21 protein-coding genes and 1 pseudogene are annotated in these 21,880 nt (G+C 45.5%); all 22 read right to left on the reverse strand.

The window, feature by feature from the left end; genetic code table 11:
- On the reverse strand, window positions 1-448 hold a 448-nt coding region (locus CIK92_RS08140), incomplete at its 3' end, for a glycosyltransferase family 2 protein (protein WP_144289383.1).
- Window positions 449-498: 50 nt separating this feature from the next.
- Complete coding sequence (locus CIK92_RS08145) at window positions 499-1,542, reverse strand: acyltransferase (protein ID WP_094388747.1); 1,044 nt, start codon at window positions 1,540-1,542, stop codon at window positions 499-501.
- Window positions 1,491-2,087 (reverse strand): DapH/DapD/GlmU-related protein, encoded by a 597-nt coding sequence (locus CIK92_RS08150; RefSeq protein WP_094388748.1) that lies wholly within the window; start codon window positions 2,085-2,087, stop codon window positions 1,491-1,493. Before CIK92_RS08150 ends, CIK92_RS08145 begins: the two co-directional genes overlap by 52 nt.
- A 3-nt stretch (window positions 2,088-2,090) precedes the next feature.
- Window positions 2,091-3,056, reverse strand: coding sequence for a glycosyltransferase family 10 domain-containing protein (locus CIK92_RS08155; protein ID WP_094388749.1), 966 nt, complete (start codon window positions 3,054-3,056; stop codon window positions 2,091-2,093).
- Window positions 3,053-4,258 (reverse strand): glycosyltransferase, encoded by a 1,206-nt coding sequence (locus tag CIK92_RS08160; protein WP_094388750.1) that lies wholly within the window; start codon window positions 4,256-4,258, stop codon window positions 3,053-3,055. The genes CIK92_RS08155 and CIK92_RS08160 overlap by 4 nt, the downstream gene beginning before the upstream one ends.
- Window positions 4,236-5,420: an O-antigen ligase gene (locus CIK92_RS08165; protein WP_094388751.1), complete on the reverse strand. Its 1,185-nt coding sequence runs from the start codon at window positions 5,418-5,420 to the stop codon at window positions 4,236-4,238. Before CIK92_RS08165 ends, CIK92_RS08160 begins: the two co-directional genes overlap by 23 nt.
- Entirely contained in the window at window positions 5,417-6,919 is a 1,503-nt protein-coding gene (locus CIK92_RS08170; protein ID WP_094388752.1) for an oligosaccharide flippase family protein, read from the reverse strand. The genes CIK92_RS08165 and CIK92_RS08170 overlap by 4 nt, the downstream gene beginning before the upstream one ends.
- Window positions 6,916-7,431 (reverse strand): hypothetical protein, encoded by a 516-nt coding sequence (locus CIK92_RS08175; protein WP_094388753.1) that lies wholly within the window; start codon window positions 7,429-7,431, stop codon window positions 6,916-6,918. The genes CIK92_RS08170 and CIK92_RS08175 overlap by 4 nt, the downstream gene beginning before the upstream one ends.
- 10 nt (window positions 7,432-7,441) lie before the next feature.
- Window positions 7,442-8,563 carry a glycosyltransferase family 4 protein gene (locus CIK92_RS08180; protein ID WP_094388754.1) on the reverse strand — a complete coding sequence of 374 codons (1,122 nt, stop codon included), beginning with the start codon at window positions 8,561-8,563 and terminating at the stop codon, window positions 7,442-7,444.
- The gene (locus tag CIK92_RS08185; protein WP_094388755.1) at window positions 8,560-9,063 is read right to left on the reverse strand and encodes a serine O-acetyltransferase; all 504 of its coding nucleotides are present in this window, start codon (window positions 9,061-9,063) and stop codon (window positions 8,560-8,562) included. Before CIK92_RS08185 ends, CIK92_RS08180 begins: the two co-directional genes overlap by 4 nt.
- A 361-nt stretch (window positions 9,064-9,424) precedes the next feature.
- On the reverse strand, window positions 9,425-10,066 hold the full coding sequence (locus CIK92_RS08190) for a phosphoribosyltransferase (RefSeq protein WP_094388756.1): 642 nt from the start codon (window positions 10,064-10,066) through the stop codon (window positions 9,425-9,427).
- Between the two features lie 51 nt (window positions 10,067-10,117).
- Window positions 10,118-10,276 carry a hypothetical protein gene (locus tag CIK92_RS13780; protein WP_158214763.1) on the reverse strand — a complete coding sequence of 53 codons (159 nt, stop codon included), beginning with the start codon at window positions 10,274-10,276 and terminating at the stop codon, window positions 10,118-10,120.
- Window positions 10,277-10,659: 383 nt separating this feature from the next.
- Complete coding sequence (locus CIK92_RS08200; protein WP_371594139.1) at window positions 10,660-11,097, reverse strand: four helix bundle protein; 438 nt, start codon at window positions 11,095-11,097, stop codon at window positions 10,660-10,662.
- A 122-nt stretch (window positions 11,098-11,219) separates the two neighbouring features.
- On the reverse strand, window positions 11,220-12,632 hold the full coding sequence (locus tag CIK92_RS08205; RefSeq protein ID WP_094388758.1) for a DegT/DnrJ/EryC1/StrS aminotransferase family protein: 1,413 nt from the start codon (window positions 12,630-12,632) through the stop codon (window positions 11,220-11,222).
- A 260-nt stretch (window positions 12,633-12,892) separates the two neighbouring features.
- Window positions 12,893-13,063 (reverse strand): annotated as a pseudogene (locus CIK92_RS08210) (polysaccharide biosynthesis protein); the annotation flags it as partial.
- A 31-nt stretch (window positions 13,064-13,094) separates the two neighbouring features.
- Entirely contained in the window at window positions 13,095-14,417 is a 1,323-nt protein-coding gene (locus CIK92_RS08215) for a UDP binding domain-containing protein (RefSeq protein ID WP_094388759.1), read from the reverse strand.
- Window positions 14,418-14,512: 95 nt separating this feature from the next.
- A complete protein-coding gene (locus tag CIK92_RS08220) occupies window positions 14,513-15,517 on the reverse strand; it encodes a hypothetical protein (RefSeq protein ID WP_094388760.1) in 1,005 nt (334 codons plus the stop codon).
- Between the two features lie 491 nt (window positions 15,518-16,008).
- Window positions 16,009-16,233, reverse strand: coding sequence for a hypothetical protein (locus tag CIK92_RS08225; RefSeq protein WP_094388761.1), 225 nt, complete (start codon window positions 16,231-16,233; stop codon window positions 16,009-16,011).
- Window positions 16,234-16,611: 378 nt separating this feature from the next.
- Entirely contained in the window at window positions 16,612-17,478 is an 867-nt protein-coding gene (locus CIK92_RS08230) for an AraC family transcriptional regulator (RefSeq protein ID WP_094388762.1), read from the reverse strand.
- 135 nt (window positions 17,479-17,613) lie between these two features.
- Entirely contained in the window at window positions 17,614-19,311 is a 1,698-nt protein-coding gene (locus CIK92_RS08235; RefSeq protein ID WP_094388763.1) for an MFS transporter, read from the reverse strand.
- Complete coding sequence (locus CIK92_RS08240) at window positions 19,308-20,432, reverse strand: HlyD family secretion protein (protein WP_094388764.1); 1,125 nt, start codon at window positions 20,430-20,432, stop codon at window positions 19,308-19,310. The genes CIK92_RS08235 and CIK92_RS08240 overlap by 4 nt, the downstream gene beginning before the upstream one ends.
- A gap of 27 nt (window positions 20,433-20,459) precedes the next feature.
- Window positions 20,460-21,782 carry a TolC family protein gene (locus CIK92_RS08245; protein WP_094388765.1) on the reverse strand — a complete coding sequence of 441 codons (1,323 nt, stop codon included), beginning with the start codon at window positions 21,780-21,782 and terminating at the stop codon, window positions 20,460-20,462.
- Window positions 21,783-21,880: the final 98 nt, after the last annotated feature.

The following is a 21,880-nucleotide window of genomic DNA, read 5'->3' on the forward strand; positions in this document are numbered from 1 at the left end:
TCGAATTATATTTAATGGCAGCGCCCCATACACCACTAGAAGAGACACTTCGTCTATTTGCCTTACTCCATTTCTTTATAGTCCCCATACTTATTTGGCGGGTTTTAGAAATGTTATATAAGTTAAATTTGATTGCATCTGCTTCAGGATGTTTTTCGAGTTCTTTCTTTATCTTATGAATATATCCATCATCGAAAACTAAGTCATCATCAGCAAACATCACAAAGTCTGTATCTTTATCAACAAACTCCAAACCAATGTTTCTATTCTTACTCAGACCTCTCGTTGTCGATGTTATCATCATAGCTTTACCATTTGCTAGTTGTTTAGTTGCGAATTCATTCCTATCCGCCTGATTTGCAATTATAACATCGGAATCTATCTTCATCTTATCTAAAATGGAGAAATCAGTCTGATGCATTGTGGTTACAATAATTTCTATCTTCATAACATGTTTGTTTAATATATATAATCAGCGTGCCTTGTGCTTGCACTATGTTATATCTTTATAATTGATTTTAACTTTTTGAATCCATATTTATACAAATGACTAAATGCAAATGTAGCTACAAAGAATGCAACCATTGGTATCAGTTCGCTTGAATCCAGATATGCGTATGTATAGCCATGTACGAGATAAACCTCGTACGAGATCAAGCCTATCATATAGAATCCTCGAAGCATTCTTTCACGTGCTGGTTTACATACCATAATCAGGATGATGTAGAAGAAAGTAGCAAGAGTCATATAGTAAACAAGAGAGAATGCGTTCCATCCGATTGTCTCCTGAAAATCTTCAATTCTTAGTAAACGCTCGCGAACTACAAATACTCCTCCACTCAATATCGTAGCAACTATCAAGCTTTTCCAATTTGCAAGGCTCAGGAACTTCGCCTCATTCCTTGCGAAAAAAATTCCGATGAGGAAAGAGAGGGAATTTTGTGCTCGCAGTGATGTCCAAAAGCATATCATCAAGATGCTGGCAAGTATGAAAGCTGTAACCTGCATTTTCTTGCTTACGAACGAGGTAAGGTAATACAAGATATACCAAATGAACAACACTTGCATATACCAGCCAAACGGATGATAAGGACGTATTAGAAGCAGGTCTTCTATAACACCAGTAACGCCAACCTCTGGATGATGCCATACACAAAGCAATTCAATCAAAGCGTATGGAAGCCACACGTTGATGATACGTTTTTTCCAATAGTCCTTGCGACCACTCTTCTGGAAACTCTTTTCAATGCCGAATCCACTGCAAAGCAGGAATAGGGCAACACCAATGGCACCAAGTGGAGTGAAAGGACGCGAAAACGGCACTAACTGTCCGACATGTCCCATCACTATCATCAGAATTGCTACACCTTTGAAAACTGTGGTTGTATCTTTTGTAAACTTACCCCCCCCAATGGCTATTTGCCTCTTACAAACTATGCTATAGAGCACACATGTAACAAGGGCAATAATTGTCAAATATATTGCTGAGATCATTTGTCTGTCTTTACTTTTCTGATAAACTTTGCAGGATTGCCTGCCCATATTTCTCCTGATGGAACATTCTTGGCAACTACGCTGCCTGCACCAATAACCGCATCATCGCCAATGGACACTCCCTTTAGGATGATAGAATGACCACCCACAAAGACACGTTTGCCAATTACTACAGGTTTGCTTTTGATGTCAGTATCCCCATTTAAGCGTACTTCCGAGTTGAGAGAATGGAAGTCGGTATCATAGACCTTGACACCACCCCCAAGATTAGAGTAAGCTCCAATTGTGATTGAGGTGTCAGACACAAGGGTTGCGTTTGAGATACCAACACCTTCTTCTATTACAATGTGTCCTTTGTTTCGGGTATAGAGTATGGTTCTTGTATCACCTCCTATTGGGTCAGCAGCCAAAGAAGAATTGATATTGACATTATCGCCTATCTTGATGGAACCCTTACCACATCGTACATTCTTAAAGAATACCTTACCACGGAAATGAACGTTTTTGCCAACCGTTACGCCACACATGATAATCTTTGGTGCATTGAGGATTCTATACCATCCGTATATTAAGCTATATATAAGTTTTCGCATAAATCAGATTGCATTGTTTTTAATTCTACGAAACAGAGCCTTCACTCGCTTGATACGCTTACCCAAGAGATTCTCGTACTTCCTAACCAATTTAAATTCCGACTCGCGCTCTTCGATTCTCGTATTATATGGTCTTCTTCGAGCAGACTCTAAAGGTTGGTCAAAAATGGCATAGAGGAATGATCTAAGTCTGTTATCATCTTTGCGAGCTCCTGATATGATAGGTTCTGCCTTTATCTGTTTGTACAACTCATCATTCTGGTCTATCTCCATGATTCGCCTTACGGCATCCTCCAAAGAAGCGAATTCGTGTATATTCACAAATGCCTTTGTATTGAACTCCTTGCCAATCTCTGGGTTACCATAATAAATAGGTATAGCACCAGCAGCAAAAGCCTCGACTATTTTCTCCGTGGTATAACCAACGTGAGAGCAATTCTCAAATGTGAGGCTGAACTTATGAGATTGGTCGAAAGCGAGTTTATCTTTCACGGGACCGCCAATATTGTTCATATAGCGACCGCCCGAATCGACTTTCTTGTAAGCTGACAGAAGATTGAACATCTGCTGACGCTCCTTCATTCCCTGGTCATTGGAAACAACGAATCCACAAAAATCTGTCTTCTCCGTTACTGGGACAGTACCGTCAATGAGTGTCTGATACTTTGGCTTGTAGTGGAGCACTTCGTAAAGAGGAACCCTGAGATAGCGATCACCAAAACTGATATGGTCAAATGCCATGGCATAATCGCACAAGTTGAAGTCTGGTACGATACATTCACCGGTAAAGTATATCTTCACACAATCGTAATCGAGAAACTTCTTTCCGAATGTGGAGTAAAATATATAATCAGGTGTGTCGGAAATCTCCACATCATAACGCTCACGAAGGATATTCGTAAACTGATTATTTTCCTTGTCGAAACTACGAAAGAAATCGACAAAGTTTATCTTTATCTTCTTTTTCATTTTGCTTCCATTAAACGGTTGTAAACAGCAATATAGCCATCTGCCATCGCTTTCTTAGAATACTTCCGTATTGCCTCCTTTGACATTTTATCTCGGTCGAATGATTGTGACAAGGTGTAATTCAATGCTTGCTGAAGCGAATCCACATCACCATAATCAACGAACTTACAATACTCATCAAGGCAGATGGATTCAGGACCGCCTGCTTTGAAGCCTACAACAGGAGTACCACAGCAAAGGCTCTCTGCCACTGGCATAGAGAATGTTTCGGCTTTGCTAACAAGTATTGTTGCATCAGACAAAGAGTAGTATAATGCCATCTTATCACGGTCATATACCCTTCCTAACAGATGTATGTTTTGAGGCAAGTCCTCTACCTCTCCTTTTTGTCCCAAAACGAGGAAATCTACTTCTGGCATACGCTTAGCTAAATCCTCAATGAAATGAGTGCCCTTAACAGGTGCTGGAAAACTTGATGTCACAAACATAACTACAGGTCTTCCCGTCAATTCTATCGTCTGCCTGTCAACTATTGAATTAACTCTCCTATAAAAATTAACTGTATCAATACCGTTCAACACAGGGGTAATCTGGTAAACTGAGAAATGCGAATTCTGAGTAGCACGGGTTTTCAACCAAGGCGATACCGTAGTCACACATAATTTTCCTCTGTCAAAACCATCAAAAGCATCCATCATCTTTTTCCAAGCGAGGTGTGTGTTATCAAACAAAAACTTCATAGATTTAGACTGTGGACATTTACCACATCCATCAAGCCAGCGGTTGCACTCGTACGCAGATCCACATGTACCAGTATGAAGAAACTCTGCGTGTTCTGTCACGACAGTTCTAATGCCTTTCTTTTTCAGATATTTCAACAACCAGTAGATGTTTACTGAATCGTCATTAATGCAATGAAGATGAACAATATCTGGATTAATTCTCCTAATCTGGGAGAAAAGCCTTAGTGTCGATATGATGTTGCCACCATAGAGAATGCCAGTTAAGTAAGCACGCACCTTGTTGACGTGTGCATAAAACTCCCAATTAAATTTCTGCACATGGGGCTGACCAACCTTAGGACCACGAGCATAGCTTACGTACGACTCAATTCCTCTTGCAGTATATTCTCTATGTAAGTCAGCCACGATCTTACCCGTGCTCAGGCGATCATAGACATTATTTATTTGTAGGATTCTCATCTGTTTGGGTGTTTGATAAAATAAGGAAACCGCAAGTCAGCAAGAAAAGTCCTGCACTACCTGCTACAAAACCAGCCTCAAATGTAGATACGATAAATGTGGCAACAAAAGCATATACAGAACACCTTTGGAATCGAGATGCTGCCCGAGACCATGTATTCCAAATCACCTTCGCCAATAAAGACATGTATAACATTAAAGGAATGATACCATAAGAAGCATATACATCAAAATGCGTATTGTGCATCTGCGAGAAGCCAGTACCGTTACTAATACCATAGTAATCGCCATAGATGAGGAAGTGGAAGAAGTTATCAACAAGAGGACTCCAGATTTTTAATCGAGTAGTTGAACTTTTACCTGCATCTTCAAGACCGAAAGATACATTTACGTCCAATGTCTTAATATAAAACACATAAAAGAATACAAACAGAAGGGGTGCAATAGCTATTAGGTAGCAAATCCATTTTCTGGGTTTTATCTTTTGCAAGAAAAAGAAGTCGGCTACGACTAATACACCAAAGGCAATCAGCGATAATATTGCAGAGCGACATCCTGTCAACATCAATAGACCAAATGTTGTGAAAAGAACAAATATAGAAACAGCAACATGTACAAAATACCACTTCTTCTTACTGAAAAGCTCTCTACCTGCAACAATTAGAATTCCCAAATACAACATAGAGTTAAGTATATACATACCCGCAAGGTTTGGGTTCGTAAAACCGAGATATAACAAAGCTTCTCCTTCGTATATAGCTAATCCAGACTCATAAAAGAACTGATATGAGATATTGAGAGCAAGCATAATCAAACAAATTATGTATGCTGTTTTTTTTGTAATTGTCGTGTTACATGTATATACAATCCATAACAAAGTCGTTGTGAACATTATCGCTTTCTTGTAATAGTCAAAACCACCAAAACCGCTTAACGTAACATTAATGAACACAAGTGGAATACACCAATAAAGGATGTTGGTATATTCTTTGGAATAATTGTATCTACGATTCAGGAAAAATAATCCGAACACATAAACAAAAGACATTGTAATCAAGTTACTTGCCATCGACTGGTTATCTCCCATAATACTATAGGCGATATAAAAGGTCAAAAGGAAACCTGATAAAATGGTGTAATTTATATTCTGTAGTATTTTCATTTTCGTCTCAGTATTGAAAAAAACAATTTTCTCTCAGATTCATTTAAAGCCAATATCAACATTACTATGGCATAAGTAAGAATCGTAATCGCACCACGGACTACAACATCTAACCAACCTTGGAATGGTACAAATTCTGCCAAGATGTAAGATACGACCAAGCTGGTTATAAGACCCAATGACATTTTGAGATAGACATCTCTGAAGAAGATGAATACATTAATATTCAACTTTTTGTAATAGACATAATACAATGCCGCATTACGTATCATAAATGATATAAAGATGGAAGCAGCAAGACCTATGATTCCAAACAAAGAGGTTAAAATTATTGATAGAACAATATTTACAACCGCTGTTATCAAGTAGGCGTATGCTCTCAATTTGACATTTCCACTTGCTATCAAAGTTTGATCGGCAATATCAGCAGGCAAAAGGAAGAAAGCTGGAGTAATAAGTAGAATTGTGCAATAATATGCATTCTCATACCCATCGCCTAACCATGCAAATATAAACTGTTTGCCGACAATAAGAAATCCAACCATTATCAGACCGAGAATAACAAGTTGGATTCTACCAACTCGAATCATCAACGGCAACACACTTTCGTTTTGGCTTAGTAGCCGTGATACTTTTGGCAAGAACATACCATTCATAGCGTATGCACAATTATATGTGTAGGCTTCGAGGCATAAAGCTATTCCAAAGACAGCAATTACTTCTACGCCTGCAAAGTAGCCGAGTATAGAGGGTGATATATTGATAATGAATCTTTGGCATATTGCCACCACTGTTGTCCATCCTGAGAATAACAGCAACTCCTTTAGTTCTCTTCGGCTGGATTTATAGTTTAATTGAATTGATAAGTTGGTGGTCCTCTTAACAATTACATATTTTACAACGATGAATAATGCTCCTACAATTATATTGCCAAGTACAATCTCATATAGACCACCTCCATAGTACAAACAGAGGACATTCACCAGAACTGTCAGAACCTTCGAAAAGAGGTCGCAAGACTTTAGTTGTACAAATTCTTCGTACGCGGAGAGGATACCGTTCAAAGGAATGAAAGGGAAGGATATAACACTAAATGTACTGACCATTGCAAACACTATTTTAAGGCGAATGATTTGGTCGGGTGTCAACTCCCTATAGATTGTTGGTATCAGAAAGAATATTATAAGAAGGATCGCAAGTATAAAGCAGTCAATATATAAGTATAGTTTATATACAGTACTTACGCATTTATTGACTTCTTCTTCCTTGCCTTCTGCAAGATACTTTGACACAAAACGCTGAATGGCGGCACTAATACCAAAGTCAAAGACGAAGAACGAAAGTATTGAGTACGCCAAGGTATATAAGCCATAATCCTCTTTGCCTATGGAACGAATCATCCATGGTGTGTATAACAATCCTATAAGGATGTAAACGAAAACACCGATATAGGAAAGTATCGCCCCATATTTTATTTGTTGACTACTTGACAGCTTCATGATTTCAAAGATTTTATGATTTTGGCGGGAACTCCACCAACTAAACTATTGGCTGGAACATCCTTACACACAACTGCTCCAGCTGCAGCAACAGACATCGTCCCAATGGTTATTTCATTTACGAACACACTTTTCCCTCCAAGCCAGCAACCATCTTCCACTCGTATCGTGGTATTATAACCTTGCCCAGCTCTTCTTTCTTCGGTCCCTATATAATGAGTTCCCGTAAGAAAAGTAACATCAGGAGCTATATCGATGTTATTTCCGATGAACACATTACCGTTTCCATGTATCTTCAAATTGGTACCAATCCAACAATTATCACCAATAGAGAGTCTTCCTGTGCATGTCATTGGTCCTACTATCAAAGTATTTTTGCCAATAGTATATCCTATGGTTCTAAGTAAACTGGCTTTTAACTTAAAATAATGAGGGTTTGTGCCCGCGAAAATCTTATTGACCAGAAAGTAAACTATTGCACGCCAAAAGTGCATGTATATTCTCTTTATCATATATGTAAATTTATGCTTTACTACATGGTCCTGCAAGGATTGGGTTCTTGCTGTTCTTAATTATTGAATTAGACAACTCTATAAGTGAAGAAGCAGCATTTCGAGGAGACCAGATTTCTCTCATCGTAGCCACTGCGTTGTACGAAAGGCTTTGACATAAACTTACATCTTGTAATAATTCAACAACCACCTTATATAACAAGTCCTCATTTTTTGATTTGAATATTATTCCATTGCCACGGTGGGTCACTAGGTAAGGTATAGCCCCAATCTCATCAGAACCAACTATTACACAACCATTTGCCATTGCTTCGTTTGCCACTGCTCCCCATCCTTCTCCTTTGTCGGATGTGAAGAGGAATATATCGTGCAATTGCATTTGCTCGTGTACTTGTTTGTTAGGCATCGTACCCAAGAAGCGTACAAAGCCACCTAAGTCGTTCTCTTCTACATAACGTATCGTCTCTTGTAGCTTATCTCCTTCACCTATCATATCGAGCATAAAAGTGTAGCCACTATCCCTTAGACGCTTTGCTAATTTGACTGCCAGCTCAGGATGTTTCCATTCTATGAATCTTGAGCACCATAGTATTTTTAGCGGACTCTTGAATCGTTTGTTTAATGACGGTAGGTCTAAGTCGGTTTCCGTGAAATACCCCCATTTATAAGCTTTGCCCTTGAATAACCCCAATTTCGAATAATCAGAAGCAGCAAATGCGCTAGCACAAAGCAGATGGAGATTACCGTATTTCCCGAACATCTTGCGGAACTTAATGTAATGGAGTGGCATTTTTAGACATTCTTTCCAATTCTTATATATACGTTCAGAATAGAGGAATGTTAACTTACCTGCTTCTAATCGATGTTGAACATACTGAACAGGTGCAGAACCAAAAACAACCACATCTGCCGCCAAGATAAGTTGATCGTAGGCGGTTCTGTTACTTATGAATGATGCATAACTGATGACATAGTCGCGCTTACTTATATTCCTCCATCCCACAGGAAGAGTTGTCTTGTCAATATCTTGAGTCTCGATAAACAATACAGTCACATTCGGAATCTCTTTTAGTGAATCACATAAAGGAACTTGATGAGGCGTTATTGCGTTTGATAATATTATTATATTCATTGTTTATACCTTATTATTTTCGCTGGTATTCCTGCTACAACAGCGTTGTCAGGAATATCCTTATCAACATAACTATTTGCACCTATTAAAACATTATTGCCGATTTTTATTGGTCCAACAACAACAGCACCGGAACCAATAGACACATTATCTCCTATTATGGGCATTATCTGGCCATCAACCTCTTTTCGGTTACTTCCAATTGTTACATTCTGGAAGATTTCAAGGTTCTTACCAGCCTTTACAAAACATCCAACTACAATGCCGACCGTATGATGCAACATTAACCCACCATCAATTGATGATGTCGGAGAAATCTCACAACCATGCCTACGTATATTGCGATAGCAAACCATATCTGGCAATAGTTTAATATGATGCTTGTATAGCCAGCTAGCTATACGATAGTGAAGTACAGCATAGAAAGCATGTCCTGTAAATAGACCCTTTATTAAACCGAGGTTTGATAGTCCGTATCTTTTTTTATCTTCATTTATCATAAAGGTAGATTATTCGTGTTTCAAGTACATGGCGTACATATTTATTATTTATACTGGTGCGACCATCGGATTTGAACCGTTCATCAGAAATGTGCGGTTTCCTGATACTCCAAGAGTCGCTATCCTCACATGAGATTATGAGAGTAAGAGGATTCTCAGGTGAGGTTATTATTCGCTATTCGGTTATTGTTTTTATAACATTTCTCCATATTTTCCTCTTAACAATTCCTTGTATAATTGAAATTCTTTGTCTTTCGGGTTAATCTGGAGAACGTAGTTTATTTTTCCATATAAGTGACGGACATAATGTTCTGGTTTCGCAATCCATGCAGGCAAACCTTTGACTCGCAGCATGTGCTGTTCAAGACGATACTTCTGAGTATACTCTTACTCCAATGTTTTCAATTGCAATCTTCCCAGTTTCCATAGTGACGATAGCCATTACTTTGATGTTCTGGATAGGAAAGCCTTGAGGCAAGATGCTTTGTGCATATTTAATAGCATTCAAAGCCGTATCTCCTGTTCCAATGAAATCGTCCACTAAAACAATGGTAGTGTTCTGGTTGATTACTGGAAGTATATTCTTGATGTCGCTTGGTTCTATACCACACTTTACAGCATGATTATAGTGGGTAGATTTCATCGTATACAGAGCAACACTTGAACTTTTTGTTTTTCCAGCCTCTTCTTCTGGTATGCATGGAGCAAGGATCAATGTAGAACCAGGATTGTCGTTTTGGATGTCATTTAACAATTTCTCGAAATAGCCAACGTACTCGCTAAGATCTATTTTCAAGAACCTCTCTGTGAGTTCAAGAAGCAGTTGTTGTTCCTCTTCCGTGAACTTCATGAGAGTATTGCAGTATCTATCATACAATGATATTTGACTTGTCCTATCGATGTTCCATTGCTTATCATTGAATATCGTTTCCAGCCTTGCCATAACATCCATAGAGATGCTTGGTACTGGAGTTGCTTTCTTAATAAACCTTGGAGTTGACATTATTTTTGATATTTGAGCCTCTGCGAGCACAAAGGAGCAGTGGCGAGTTACCTAATTAGCGCGGAACACTCTGTTGCTGATAGGCAACTGTATGTGAAGGGCTGCATTGAGCTTATGTTTGGCATCGGCTGCAAGCTGAAGCCTGTCGTTTTGCGCATGACGTTCTACTTGCAGATGGTCGAGGGCGCGTTTTGCTTTTTCGTAATCCATAACTGATGGTCTGGTTTGGGCGTGTAGGTCATGATTTACTTGAAGTTGGTGAGGGTATTGAACCCTATCTGGATTGATTCTCAAAGACCTCATCTCGGACAAATCCCCCGATAAGTCCGAATAAAGAACCAAAACAGACCACCTGTACACCAACTAACCTTATTTCTGATCAATTATCTAGATTCTTATTTTACGATTGCTTCCTTGATGCAGTCAACAATGTAGCGAACATCATCGTCATTATTGAGTCATGGGTCATTAGTAAAGGGTCATAATTGATTTTGGGGGCATGACTTTTTAGGAGTTATGGGTAATGGGTCATGGGTAATGATTGTTTTTGCTCTGACCCAAGACCCATGACTCGTGACTCATGACTCGTGACTCTATTTTTTGATTTTTTCTTTGAGTTTCTTGATTATGGCAGTGAGTACCTTGAGGATACGAATCATATCGCGATTCAATGAGTTGAAGGCCTCGTCTGTGAGATAACCATTGGCATGAAGTAGATTGAGCCAGTAGTCTGTCTCGTCTGCTTCTTTGTACGAAATACTGTATTTGTTCAAAAAGTCTGCATCTGACTGGGCGTGCTTGGCCTCTCTCGCGTTAGCACCTATACTCGTCCCTGATCGATACACTTGCTTAGACATCACAAACTCCTTGTCGGAAGAGTCTTCCGTCAAGTATTGATAGAGTCTTGTGATACGACAAGCAAAATCGAAACTCAAATCCAAAATGCCCGCATTCTGCTTTTGTTCCTCGGTCATAAGAGGTGCGAGTTTTCGTACCTTCTTTGGCTTTTGAGTGTACTTTGTTTGTTTCATAAGTTTTTTTTGTCAAGGGTCAAAGGGTATTGGTAACGAATGTATTAGAGCATGACCCATGACCCATGACCCATTACCCGTGACCCATGACCCGTGACCCATGACTCTTGGCTCGTGACTCATTATTCAACAATAGCTTCGCGAATACAATCTACGATATAGCGAACGTCTTCGTCTGAAACATAAGGTCCTGCTGGCAAGCAGAATCCGACTTTGAATATGTCCTCAGAAACGTGGTTAACGTATGCTGCCATATTAGGGCCTTCTATTACAGAATACTCCTGACCCGTGACTCCTGACCCGTGACCCACAACCTGTGAACCCTTGCGGTAAACAGGTTGACAGTGCATTGGCTTCCATACTGGACGGCACTCGACTTTCTTTGAGAGCATGTAGACGCGGAGGGCTTCTACGTTCTCGTTGGGCTGGCAATCAGTGGTGGCACTATCTACAGCCTTTATGACTCCGGCTGCTCCACCAACGGCAGTCTTGATGACTTCCTTGTAGGCATTCTCCTGACCCTTGATGCGAATCTCGGGATCGATGGTGGCGGCACAGAGCCAAAAGTTGGCATCGTAACGAGGATCGGCTGGTTGCTCGTGGAGGGTGATGCCGGGAACATCCTTAAAGAGTTCCTTGTAGAATTCCTGCACGTGCTTGTGGTGGGCGATATGCTGATCGAGGACAGTCATCTGACCACGGCCGATGCCCGCACATACGTTGGACATGCGGTAGTTGTAGCCAATGGCAGTATGTTCGTAGTAGGGATAGGCATCGCGTGCCTGAGTTGCGTACCACATGATGGTCTGAGCATCCTCTGCATTCTGACAGATGAGGGCTCCACCACCTGAGGTTGTGATCATCTTGTTGCCATTGAAGGAGAGGACACCGAACTGACCAAAGGTGCCAAGAACCTGTCCGTTGAAGCGTGAGCCCATACCTTCGGCAGCATCCTCAACTACAGGAATGCCGTACTTGTTGGCAATCGCCATGATCTCATCAATCTTGTAAGGCATACCATAGAGAGCAACGGGCACGATAGCCTTTGGATATTTGCCAGTCTTCTCCTTACGATCGAGGATGGCCTTTTCAAGAAGCTGCGGATCCATGTTCCAGGTCTCAGCCTCCGAGTCTATGAAGACGGGTGTAGCACCAAGATAGGTGATGGGGTGTGAGCTTGCACAGAAAGTGAACGACTGCACGCACACCTCATCGCCAGGACCCACGCCACAGGCGAGGAGAGCCAGATGTACGGCCGCTGTACCTGCCGAAAGACACACAACCTTTGTGTCCTTCAAGGCAGGATTGAGATTCCAAGCTGCTGCAGTAGCCTCTGGCCAACGAGAATCTTGATAAACGGCAGACTCTACATTGCCTGTTACGAACTTACGAAGATCTTCCTCGAAAGCGGTTACATTTGGACCCATGGGAACAACCCAATTAGTGTCAAAGGCTTCCTGAACATATTTCTGTTCAAGCCTATCCTCTGAAAGGTGCGCGAGGCACAAATAAATAGTCTTTCTTTCTTCTGACATAGTTGTATGATTTTTATTGTTTGTTTTCAATTTAAGCAATTTGTCGCTCAACAAGGATTCGAACCTTCTCAACACACGTTGAGTACCCAAAAAGAGCGTGAAACCATGAAATCATGGCTATTTTAAGCAGAACAAGCGGGAAATTAAGGATTTTAGCCACAAAAATACGTACCAAATGTGTACCAAATAAAATATTTCTCAATTTCAAGGCATTCCTATAGGTTGTATATCAGGGCGTTGAATCCATCTATCGTTGTCTGGGCAACATCAGGATATTTCATCTGATACTCATGGCGCATATCATCCTGCTTCTTCTCATCACGTGAGAAAATACGAATCTCACCTATGTCTGTACGAAGAAAACGATTCAAAACTGCGTTACCGAAGGAACCTGTTCCACCAGTAATCATAAGGGTTTTACCTGCAAAAATGCTCATAATTTTATTTTAGTTTAATTTGTATTTAATCTCTTCTAAAGATATCTCTTGTATATACTTTATCTTCCACGTCTTTCAAGCAATCATCAAAGCGGTTGGCGATGATGGCCTTACTTTGTGCCTTGAATTCAGCAAGATTGTTGACCACCTTGCTACCAAAGAATGTTGTGCCATCCTCAAGGGTTGGTTCGTAAATGATAACCTCTGCACCTTTTGCCTTGATGCGTTTCATAATGCCTTGAATAGCAGATTGACGGAAGTTGTCGGAGTTTGACTTCATAGTCAAACGGTATACACCGATTACACAATTGTTTGGTTCTGCTCCGTATTGATTATTGCTTGAATAATCGTACCATCCTGCCTTTCGAAGCACTGCATCCGCAATATAATCTTTGCGGGTGCGGTTGGACTCCACGATGGCGGTCATCATGTTCTGCGGCACGTCCTGGTAGTTGGCCAGCAGCTGCTTGGTGTCCTTGGGCAGGCAGTAGCCGCCGTAGCCGAACGAGGGGTTGTTGTAGTGGCTGCCGATGCGGGGGTCCAGGCCCACACCCTCGATGATGGCTTTTGAGTCGAGACCTTTCACTTCTGCGTAAGTATCAAGTTCATTGAAGTAGCTCACGCGGAGGGCGAGGTAGGTGTTGGCGAAGAGCTTCACGGCCTCGGCTTCCTTCATGCCCATGAAGAGGGTGTCCACATCGGGCTTGAGCGCGCCTTCCTGGAGGAGCGCGGCGAAGGTGCGGGCGGCTTCCTTGAGCATCTCCACATCGGTGACTGACTCGATGGCGCGGTTCTCATCGGCAAAGTCTGGATGCGACATGATCTTGGGGTAGCCCACGATGATGCGGCTGGGATAGAGATTGTCGTAGAGGGCCTTGCTCTCACGCAGGAACTCGGGCGAGAAGAGCAGGTTCAGCTTCTTCACGCCGCGCTGGGCGTACTTCAGGTAGAGGCTGCGGGTATAGCCCACGGGGATGGTGGACTTGATGACCATGACGGCATCGGGATTGACCTCCAGCACCAGGTCGATGACCTCCTCGACATGGCTGGTGTCAAAATAGTTCTTTACAGGGTCGTAGTTGGTCGGGGCGGCGATGACCACGAAGTCGGCGTCGGCATAGGCCCGGCGGCCGTCGAGGGTGGCGGTGAGCTGCAGCGGCTTCTCGGCCAGGTAGCGCTCGATATAGTCGTCCTGGATGGGTGAGATACGGTTGTTGATCTTCTCCACCTTCTCGGGTATCACGTCCACTGCCGTGACACGGTGGTGCTGCGAAAGCAGCGTGGCAATACTCAGGCCGACGTAGCCGGTTCCGGCAACGGCGACACGTATGTCTGCAAAATTACGCATATAATAAATTGAGATAAAAGTTTTATGGGTTGGATTTACTCAGGCGTGTTTATCACATTATTATATTATATAAGGTATACTTGCTTTGCCCCACCCTACTCAAACACATAGCCATAGTTGGTGCGTAGCTCTTCGTACTCGGCTTCATAGCGCTGGCGCTGGTCTTCATCCTTGAAGGTCGAGGCGATGCGGGCTATCTCCTGCATAACCTTGCGGCCAGCATCGATGATGGGCTGGAGGTCGTCTTTGACGTAGTCCAGGAAGGGGGCGTAGTAGTAGCCAATCTCTTCGATCATGAAATAGAAGGTGGAGAAGGCATCCTTGATGTCAAGGCGCTTGCTGAGCACGTCGGCGTGGGTCTGACGGAGGAGCATCTTGATGTTCTCGGTCTGTGCCGCCACCTCTTGGGCGGTCTTCACCTGATGGAAGAAGGTGTCGATAAAGGCATGGCGCTCATGGAGATTGCGCTTGTAGAAGGTGGCACGGTTCTTGGCGTCACCGTTTTTGCCGACTTCCTCAAAGCGCTCGGCGTGGACATTGGATATGGCCACAGCCATGCCACCGACATCCATCACCAGTCTGCGGTCGCGGGCAATGCGGATGACATAGCCTTCAAGGCCGGCATAGTCGCCAGAGACGATGCGCAGCAGGGTGCGGTTCTGGGCGTAATAGACAAAAGGACGGAGGAGGAAGCGCAGCCTGTCGGGCTCGGTCTCAGAGACACGCATGAAGGGCTCCATCTGGTTACAGGGGATGGTAGCCACGCGGCCGGTGCTGCAGTTCTTGCACAGCTTGTGCATGGGCAGATGCTCGTCCAGATAGGCCTGGAGCTGGCGGGGAGAACCCTGGAGGAAAATCAGTCCGCTCACCGAGGGCGCCTCGACCTGACGCATACCGCCATGGTTGCTGCGACGGGGCAGATATTTGATAGTCTTGTGAACGAAATGAGGGATGCCGTCTTGCTGGAGCTGCTGTTCGATGGATTTGACCTTGCGGTTGTGAACAAAGAGGTAGCTCCACGACGTGCAAGTCGTGTCTGTCGCATCTTTCTTGCGACGCGAGCCGACGGTTGCTGGTTTCGATTCGGCGCATTTCTTCATTGCTGGGCCAGATGGTGTTTCTGGCTCAGAAAGGTGGGTGCCCTCTGGAAACGCGGTGCTTTCAAGTGGTTGAAGGCGCTTGGTTTCGTCGGCTGTAGATGGAGAACTCGTGCAATCCTGCTTCATAAACTCTCTTCTACTTTATGTCTGCTTGGATGGTCATCATCACCTGGGATGAAAGGGCCAAATCTGCTAAGACATTGTGCATAAAATCATTCTGTAGATATATCGCCAGTGGAGATAAAGTTGGCTAATCGTCTTAAGTCTGCGGAACTTACCCGCACAGCATACTCACCTCTTTAGCGGCGTTGTATCTTTGTCTTCTTAGCGGGTCTTCTTATGGTAAGACCTGTCATTGTGTACAAAGTTACGGCTTTTATTGCATTTTTTATCATTTTCTTTAGGAAATTTTTGATTAATCTCATTTTATCTGCGCAAATGTTTAGCAAAAACCAAGTTGCCCTTTAGTCTCCGCATTGATAATCATAATCTTACTCCAGAGTGTGGGTCTTACCATAAGAAGACCCACTATCAGCAAAAACCGGCATCTGCTGGTTTTCTTCGTTTATACTCCCATGTTTTTCTTTCAGCGACAGACGGATGCAGATCTCCGCCCTCTCCCTCACGACCATAGATGCCACGACGCAAATGCACCCCTCGCACATAACATCCCTGTTCTTCGACCTGTCAACCGTCTCCCCTACTCTGCTGACCATCTTTACGACGCTGGAGGGTACCTCGGCAAAGCTGGAGGGTACCTCCACGCGGCTGCTGACCACCTTTGGCGACACGTATCGGACGAAACGGAAGCACGTATCGGACGAAGCGGAAGCGCGCGCCATACGAAGCGGAAGCACGTAACGGCCGTCACGCGCCAGCAAATGCAGTCTACAAGTCCATAAGCTGGACTGCAAACAGGATCAAGATTATCATTAAGCGAATAAAGCGGCTATATAAAAAAGATATAGCCGACAATGGCTGCCACCAGTAAGGATATAAAAAGATAAAAAGCCATGGCTGCTTCTGAAGGCTTTGCCTTGGCACTGACAGCGGCGATGACTGTCGGAAAACAAGGTTCCCATTTTGCCGATATATCAGCCTCCCTTCTGCCGATAGTTGATGGGCGACATGCCCACCTGCTTCTTGAAGAAAGTGCCGAAGGCTGAGGCGTTGGGGAAGTTGAGAATGTCGGCGATTTCCTTGATGCTCTTGTCGGTGGTGGTTATCAGCGAAACCGCCTTCTTGGTAATAGCCTTGAACACGAGCTGCTGCACGGTGTTGCCCGACACCGACTTGACGAGCATGGTAAGGTATTTGGGGGACAGACAGAGCCTATCGGCATAGTATCTTACTCCCCTCTCCTCGGCATAATGGCTGTCGATGAGCTGCATGAGGCGCATATAGGTCTCGAGCTTGCGGCTGGGCTCGTTGTCGCCATCGGTAGAAAGGGCGCGGAAGATGCTGCACAGCCTGTAGGTAAGCGAGAGCAGAAGCAGGCGACGCTCGTTGAGGGCAAACACATTGGCATCGCCATTGCCCGCAGCCAGAAGTTGGGAGTAGTGGGTCAGCTCGTCTTCATGTCCGGTGTGCATCACGCGGCAAGGCTTGGGGTTGACAAACTCCATGAACTTCATGCCCACCACCGTGTTGCCGAGGATGTCGCGGATGGAGTCGACGCGATAGAGGATGATGACCACGGAGTAGTCGGCGCTGTGGCGGGTCACGGTGAAGCTGACGCCGTGGGAGAGGAAGGCCGTCTCGCCCGTAGCCACCTGGTACTCCACCCCTTCGCAAGTGAAGGAGAAGCTGCCCGAAGTACATACGATAATGCCGACATCGGTCACGTGGAAGCGGTCGAAGAAGGCTTGTGGGAAGGAAGTGATATTGCCGCAGGAGCAACAGATGTCTTCATTGTTGGCCATCTGCTGTTCGAGGAGCGTGATGTTGTTGTCGTTCTGCATAGGTGTACGATTGTCGGCGACGAAGATAGTAAAAATATCCAACACGACAAAAGAGAAAGCAACATTTGTAACAAATCGCGCTACAAATGTTGCTTTCACCGCGTCTTATGTATAGATGCCAGAGTGGCAGACTGTCTAATAATTGACAAACCACTCACGCGTATCCTTGGATATGTCGCGCTTGGGCCAAGGCACCACGAGCATCAGTCCGGCAAAGATGATACAGGCATAGATGGTCCAACCCGATATCTCCTTGATGGCGGAGATGGTGGCCTGCACCTGCACCTTGCCCTTGGCAGAAATGGCTGCCATGTGTTGTGCCTCGGTTTCGCTCTTGCCCTGATACTGCATTCCGCGGGCTGTCTGGTCGTAGGTCATGGCTGTGGCTGCATCGGTGCGGTCGTAGTCATGGGCATAGCGGGTAATGTAATACTGCTGGCGATACTGAAAGAGGTTCTGGTAGAGAGCCGAACCTATGCCAGGGGCTATCACCATACGCACGGTGAGCATGATGCACACCCAGGTGGACAGCAGCTTGTAGGGCATGCGCTGGTTGGCGTAGACGGCAATGAGCGAATAGAGCAGCATCATACCCGTGGCACGGATGACGACGGGCCACTTCATGCGCTCGAGCATGCCGTCGGTCTGCACCTCAAAGTACATAAACAGCGAGGCTGCCCCAATCAGTATGAAGCCGAGGGCGAAGAACCACTTGAAGTGCACGCCCTTGTTGTTGAGCAGCAGGATAGAGACGAGACCGATGAAATAGCCCAACAACACCCAGTTGCCGAGGGCTGCCACCTGTATCTGGTCGGTCTTCATGCCCACGCCCACAAAGATGTTGACCAGCATGGAGCTGGAGTTGCATATCATCAGTGCGATGAAAAGCAGTATGCCGCCCTGGATGCTGCGCGAGCGAAACGCCTTGAGCATGAAGTAAGGCGAGCGCCGCGTCTTCTCGAGATAGACAAAGAGCAGGGTCGACACCACGCAAATCACCGTGGCCCAGCAGATGGAGGCGTCGTCGTACCAGTCGTAGACCTTGCCATATACCATAATATATATAAAGGAACAGCACATGAGGCAGAACACCACCACATTGCCAAACTTGGAAAACGACAAGGGCGACCGCTTGGTGGGATAAGGGTTGTAGGGCATGCACACCAGGGTGATGAGCAACGCCACGAGGATGGAGCCCAGCATGGCATAATAGACCATCTGCCAATGGTAATTGTAGGCAAACCACGCCGTAAGCCACGTACCTATCTGTCCGAGCAGCATGAAGAAGAAGTAGATGATGGGCTGGCTCGCTTTCTTCTCGGTATCGAGCGCATCCCAGCCAGCCTCATCGCTCGGCTCGTTGCCTGGCGATACATTGCGCGTGGCCTCGATACCAAACCCATACTTGATGAGGGTGAATAGGTTGCACATGAGCAGCGTCTGTCTCACAAATCCCATGATAAGGCTGTTGAGAGCCAGAATGAACAGGCTGTCGGTGTTGGCACAGATGTAGCTCTGCACCGCCAGAATCGAGAAGCCCACGAGGCTCATCATCTTCTGGCGTCGCACGCAGACCAGCTGGTAGAAGAACGGCGAGAACGCCGCCATGCCTATCGACGTGACAAAGCTGATGAAGGCAATGTGTTCTGACTGGATGCCAAGCCCACCCACCATCTCACTGCTATTGACGGAGTAAGCACCGCTGACCGTCATGATAGGTATGAAAAGTATGACGAGAAAGGCTATGCCAAGGGGCTTTGGCACCCAGTTGTAGAACGGAAAATTCTTCGGCAGATGCGCGGGCACTGCCGTGTATATCTCTGCTTGTGTCATTTCTTGAGTTGAGCCTTAACTACGACCATCATTCCCGCAGCCAGCTTGTCGTTGTCGGCCTTGGATATTCCCTCAAACTCTATCCTGACGGGCACACGCTGCTGGATCTTGACAAAGTTGCCGGCAGAGTTGTCGGTGGGCACAAGAGAGTACTTGGAACCTGTGGCGCCGGATATGGCGGTAATGCGACCCTCAAACTCCTTGCCATCAAAGGCGTCGACGGTCATGGTGACCTTCTGGCCCACATAGAGCTTCTCCACCTGGGTCTCCTTGTAGTTAGCGATGACCCACTTCTGGGTGTCGGGCATGATGTAGGTGATGGTCTGGCCGGCATTGACAGCCTGTCCGTCTTCGAGCGAACGACGGCCGAGTTTGCCATCACAGGGAGCGGTCACCACGCAATAAGAGAGGTTGAGCTTGGCCATCTCCAGGGCAGCCTCGGCACGCTCGATGGCTGCGGCGGTATTCTTCTTGCGTGTCTGCACCTCGTTCACACCCGAGTAGGCAGCCTTCTGCTGTCGGCGGGTGGCATCGAGCTTCTTCTTGGTGGCATTATACTCGGTCTCAATCTGCTCGAGCTGGATGGGGGTGGCAGCATTGCGGGCCACGAGGTTCTGATAGCGCTGGCGGTCTTTCTCCAGTTTAGCAAGACGTATCTCTATCTCGGCTATCGACGCCTCGTAGACGGTGGCAGAGGTCTGGGTGGTCTGGAGCGAAGCGTCAACCACATTGGCACCTGCCATGGCATCCTTGAGGGCAGCCTCGGCTTCCATCACGCGGATGCGGTATTCACGGTCGTCGAGCACCAGCAGGGTGTCACCCTTCTTAACATCCTGATGCTCCTTGAAACAAATCTTCTTGATATATCCCGAAGCGCGCAGATTGACGGGCGAGATATACTGCTCGACCTGTGCGTCATCGCTCTTCTCATTAGATTTGTAGTCCATAAACATACAGCCAATCTTCACGATGCCCCATACGAGGATGGCCACACCGATAAGGCTTACAAGCAGCTGGCGTATGCGCTGGCGCTTGAGCTGGGCGGCGGTAACTTCGTGGGTAGACTGGTTGGGGGTGTCGTTGCTGGTATTGTGGTTGGTGGGGTTATTGCTTGTTTCCATTTCTATGATATTGTTTGTAAGTTTCTATTATTTGATGAGTTTGTCCAGCTGGCCAGTGAGCTTGAGCAGGGTCAGGTTGGACACCTGGTAGTTGAAGTGGGCGGTGAGATAGTTGTTCTGGGCGTCGCTCATGCTCATCTCGTCCTGCAGCACCTCGGTCATCGAGGTTATGCCCTCACGGTATCTGTCGCTTGTGACCTTATATACCTCCTCGGCAAGCAGGTAGTTGTCGCGCTGTTTGCTGAAGTTGCGCTGGTTGTTGGCCAGGTCGTTGACAGCGTTGGCATACTGAGTCTGCATACCCTTCAGTGCATTCTCGTAGGAGAGTCGGGCATTGTCGATATCCACCTGGGCCTTACGTATCTTCGACCGCTTCTCAAAACCGTCGAACACGGGGATGCGCAGCGACACACCTATGCCGTTGGACTTGTACCAATGGTTGGACTCTCCGGCATGAAACCAATTCCTGATGTTGTCGGTAAAGGCTGCGTAGGTCCAGTTGCCCGTGAGGGCAACCGTGGGGAGGTATCCGTCTTTGGCAAGTTTCTTCTTCTGTTCGGCGAGGGTGCGCTGGGCCTGCAGCAGCTGGAGCTCATAGAGGTTCTCGTTGAGTCCTGTGAGCGACGCCATGTCTATCTGTTCGATGTCGGCTTTCTCTACGGCAATGGTCTTGTCGGCGGGATAGTCGATGACATATTTCAGCATGTTATACTGCTGGGTGAGCATGGCCTTGGCATTGTCATACTGCACGCTGAGGTTCTCGAGATTGACATTGACACGCTTCACGTCGACGCCGAGCGCCATGTCGTTGTCATGGAAGGCCTGGGTGATGTCGCGCAGTTCCTCCAGGCGCTTGATGTTGTCCTTGATAATGGCTATCTGCTCTTCGGTATTCTGGGCGAGATAGTACATCTTGCTAATTTGCACTATCAGGTCTTCCTTGGCCTTGGCGTAAGAGAGCGTGTTGAGGTGGTCGAGGGTCTTGGCGATGTCGAGGGCTGTAAGTGCCGTCTGGCTGTAGAGCGGCATCTGCAGCTGGATGCTTGCCGACGAATTGTACTGCAACGTCTTGGTAACATTGTAAGGCTTGCCATAAGCACTACCATCGGTCACCGATACTGGGGGAGTGAAATTGTCGTTGAGTCCGGCGCCAATATTAATCTGGGGCAACAGACGGGCACGGTTTTCACTGACATCGTGCTTGCCCTTAAGCACATTGCCTTCATAAGTCTTCAGATTTAGATTTCGCTCAATGCCCATCTTCAGGCATTGACCCAGAGACAGCGTCTCCTGTGCCATGGCATGGCACAAGAGAAGTGTCAAGGAAAATGTGAACAATATTCTTTTCATACCTAACTTTGATAATTCGGCTGCAAAGTTACTGATTAATTATCGCTTAGGCATATTCATAAAATATCACAAGTTGTTCACATTTTCCCTTTATCCAT

Origin of the sequence: Prevotella sp. P4-67 (assembly GCF_002251325.1) — a bacterium.
In the GTDB taxonomy this organism is placed as follows: Bacteria; Bacteroidota; Bacteroidia; order Bacteroidales; family Bacteroidaceae; genus Prevotella.

What these genes read in the sequence shown, in the direction of transcription:
- CIK92_RS08145 (WP_094388747.1), bottom strand. Translation starts at nt 1,542, where the DNA reads ATGGGCAGGCAATCCTGCAAAGTTTATCAGAAAAGTAAAGACAGACAA.
- CIK92_RS08150 (WP_094388748.1), bottom strand. Translation starts at nt 2,087, where the DNA reads ATGCGAAAACTTATATATAGCTTAATATACGGATGGTATAGAATCCTC.
- CIK92_RS08155 (WP_094388749.1), bottom strand. Translation starts at nt 3,056, where the DNA reads ATGAAAAAGAAGATAAAGATAAACTTTGTCGATTTCTTTCGTAGTTTC.
- CIK92_RS08160 (WP_094388750.1), bottom strand. Translation starts at nt 4,258, where the DNA reads ATGAGAATCCTACAAATAAATAATGTCTATGATCGCCTGAGCACGGGT.
- CIK92_RS08165 (WP_094388751.1), bottom strand. Translation starts at nt 5,420, where the DNA reads ATGAAAATACTACAGAATATAAATTACACCATTTTATCAGGTTTCCTT.
- CIK92_RS08170 (WP_094388752.1), bottom strand. Translation starts at nt 6,919, where the DNA reads ATGAAGCTGTCAAGTAGTCAACAAATAAAATATGGGGCGATACTTTCC.
- CIK92_RS08175 (WP_094388753.1), bottom strand. Translation starts at nt 7,431, where the DNA reads ATGATAAAGAGAATATACATGCACTTTTGGCGTGCAATAGTTTACTTT.
- CIK92_RS08180 (WP_094388754.1), bottom strand. Translation starts at nt 8,563, where the DNA reads ATGAATATAATAATATTATCAAACGCAATAACGCCTCATCAAGTTCCT.
- CIK92_RS08185 (WP_094388755.1), bottom strand. Translation starts at nt 9,063, where the DNA reads ATGATAAATGAAGATAAAAAAAGATACGGACTATCAAACCTCGGTTTA.
- CIK92_RS08190 (WP_094388756.1), bottom strand. Translation starts at nt 10,066, where the DNA reads ATGTCAACTCCAAGGTTTATTAAGAAAGCAACTCCAGTACCAAGCATC.
- CIK92_RS13780 (WP_158214763.1), bottom strand. Translation starts at nt 10,276, where the DNA reads ATGGATTACGAAAAAGCAAAACGCGCCCTCGACCATCTGCAAGTAGAA.
- CIK92_RS08200 (WP_371594139.1), bottom strand. Translation starts at nt 11,097, where the DNA reads ATGAAACAAACAAAGTACACTCAAAAGCCAAAGAAGGTACGAAAACTC.
- CIK92_RS08205 (WP_094388758.1), bottom strand. Translation starts at nt 12,632, where the DNA reads ATGTCAGAAGAAAGAAAGACTATTTATTTGTGCCTCGCGCACCTTTCA.
- CIK92_RS08215 (WP_094388759.1), bottom strand. Translation starts at nt 14,417, where the DNA reads ATGCGTAATTTTGCAGACATACGTGTCGCCGTTGCCGGAACCGGCTAC.
- CIK92_RS08220 (WP_094388760.1), bottom strand. Translation starts at nt 15,517, where the DNA reads ATGAAGAAATGCGCCGAATCGAAACCAGCAACCGTCGGCTCGCGTCGC.
- CIK92_RS08225 (WP_094388761.1), bottom strand. Translation starts at nt 16,233, where the DNA reads ATGGTCAGCAGAGTAGGGGAGACGGTTGACAGGTCGAAGAACAGGGAT.
- CIK92_RS08230 (WP_094388762.1), bottom strand. Translation starts at nt 17,478, where the DNA reads ATGCAGAACGACAACAACATCACGCTCCTCGAACAGCAGATGGCCAAC.
- CIK92_RS08235 (WP_094388763.1), bottom strand. Translation starts at nt 19,311, where the DNA reads ATGACACAAGCAGAGATATACACGGCAGTGCCCGCGCATCTGCCGAAG.
- CIK92_RS08240 (WP_094388764.1), bottom strand. Translation starts at nt 20,432, where the DNA reads ATGGAAACAAGCAATAACCCCACCAACCACAATACCAGCAACGACACC.
- CIK92_RS08245 (WP_094388765.1), bottom strand. Translation starts at nt 21,782, where the DNA reads ATGAAAAGAATATTGTTCACATTTTCCTTGACACTTCTCTTGTGCCAT.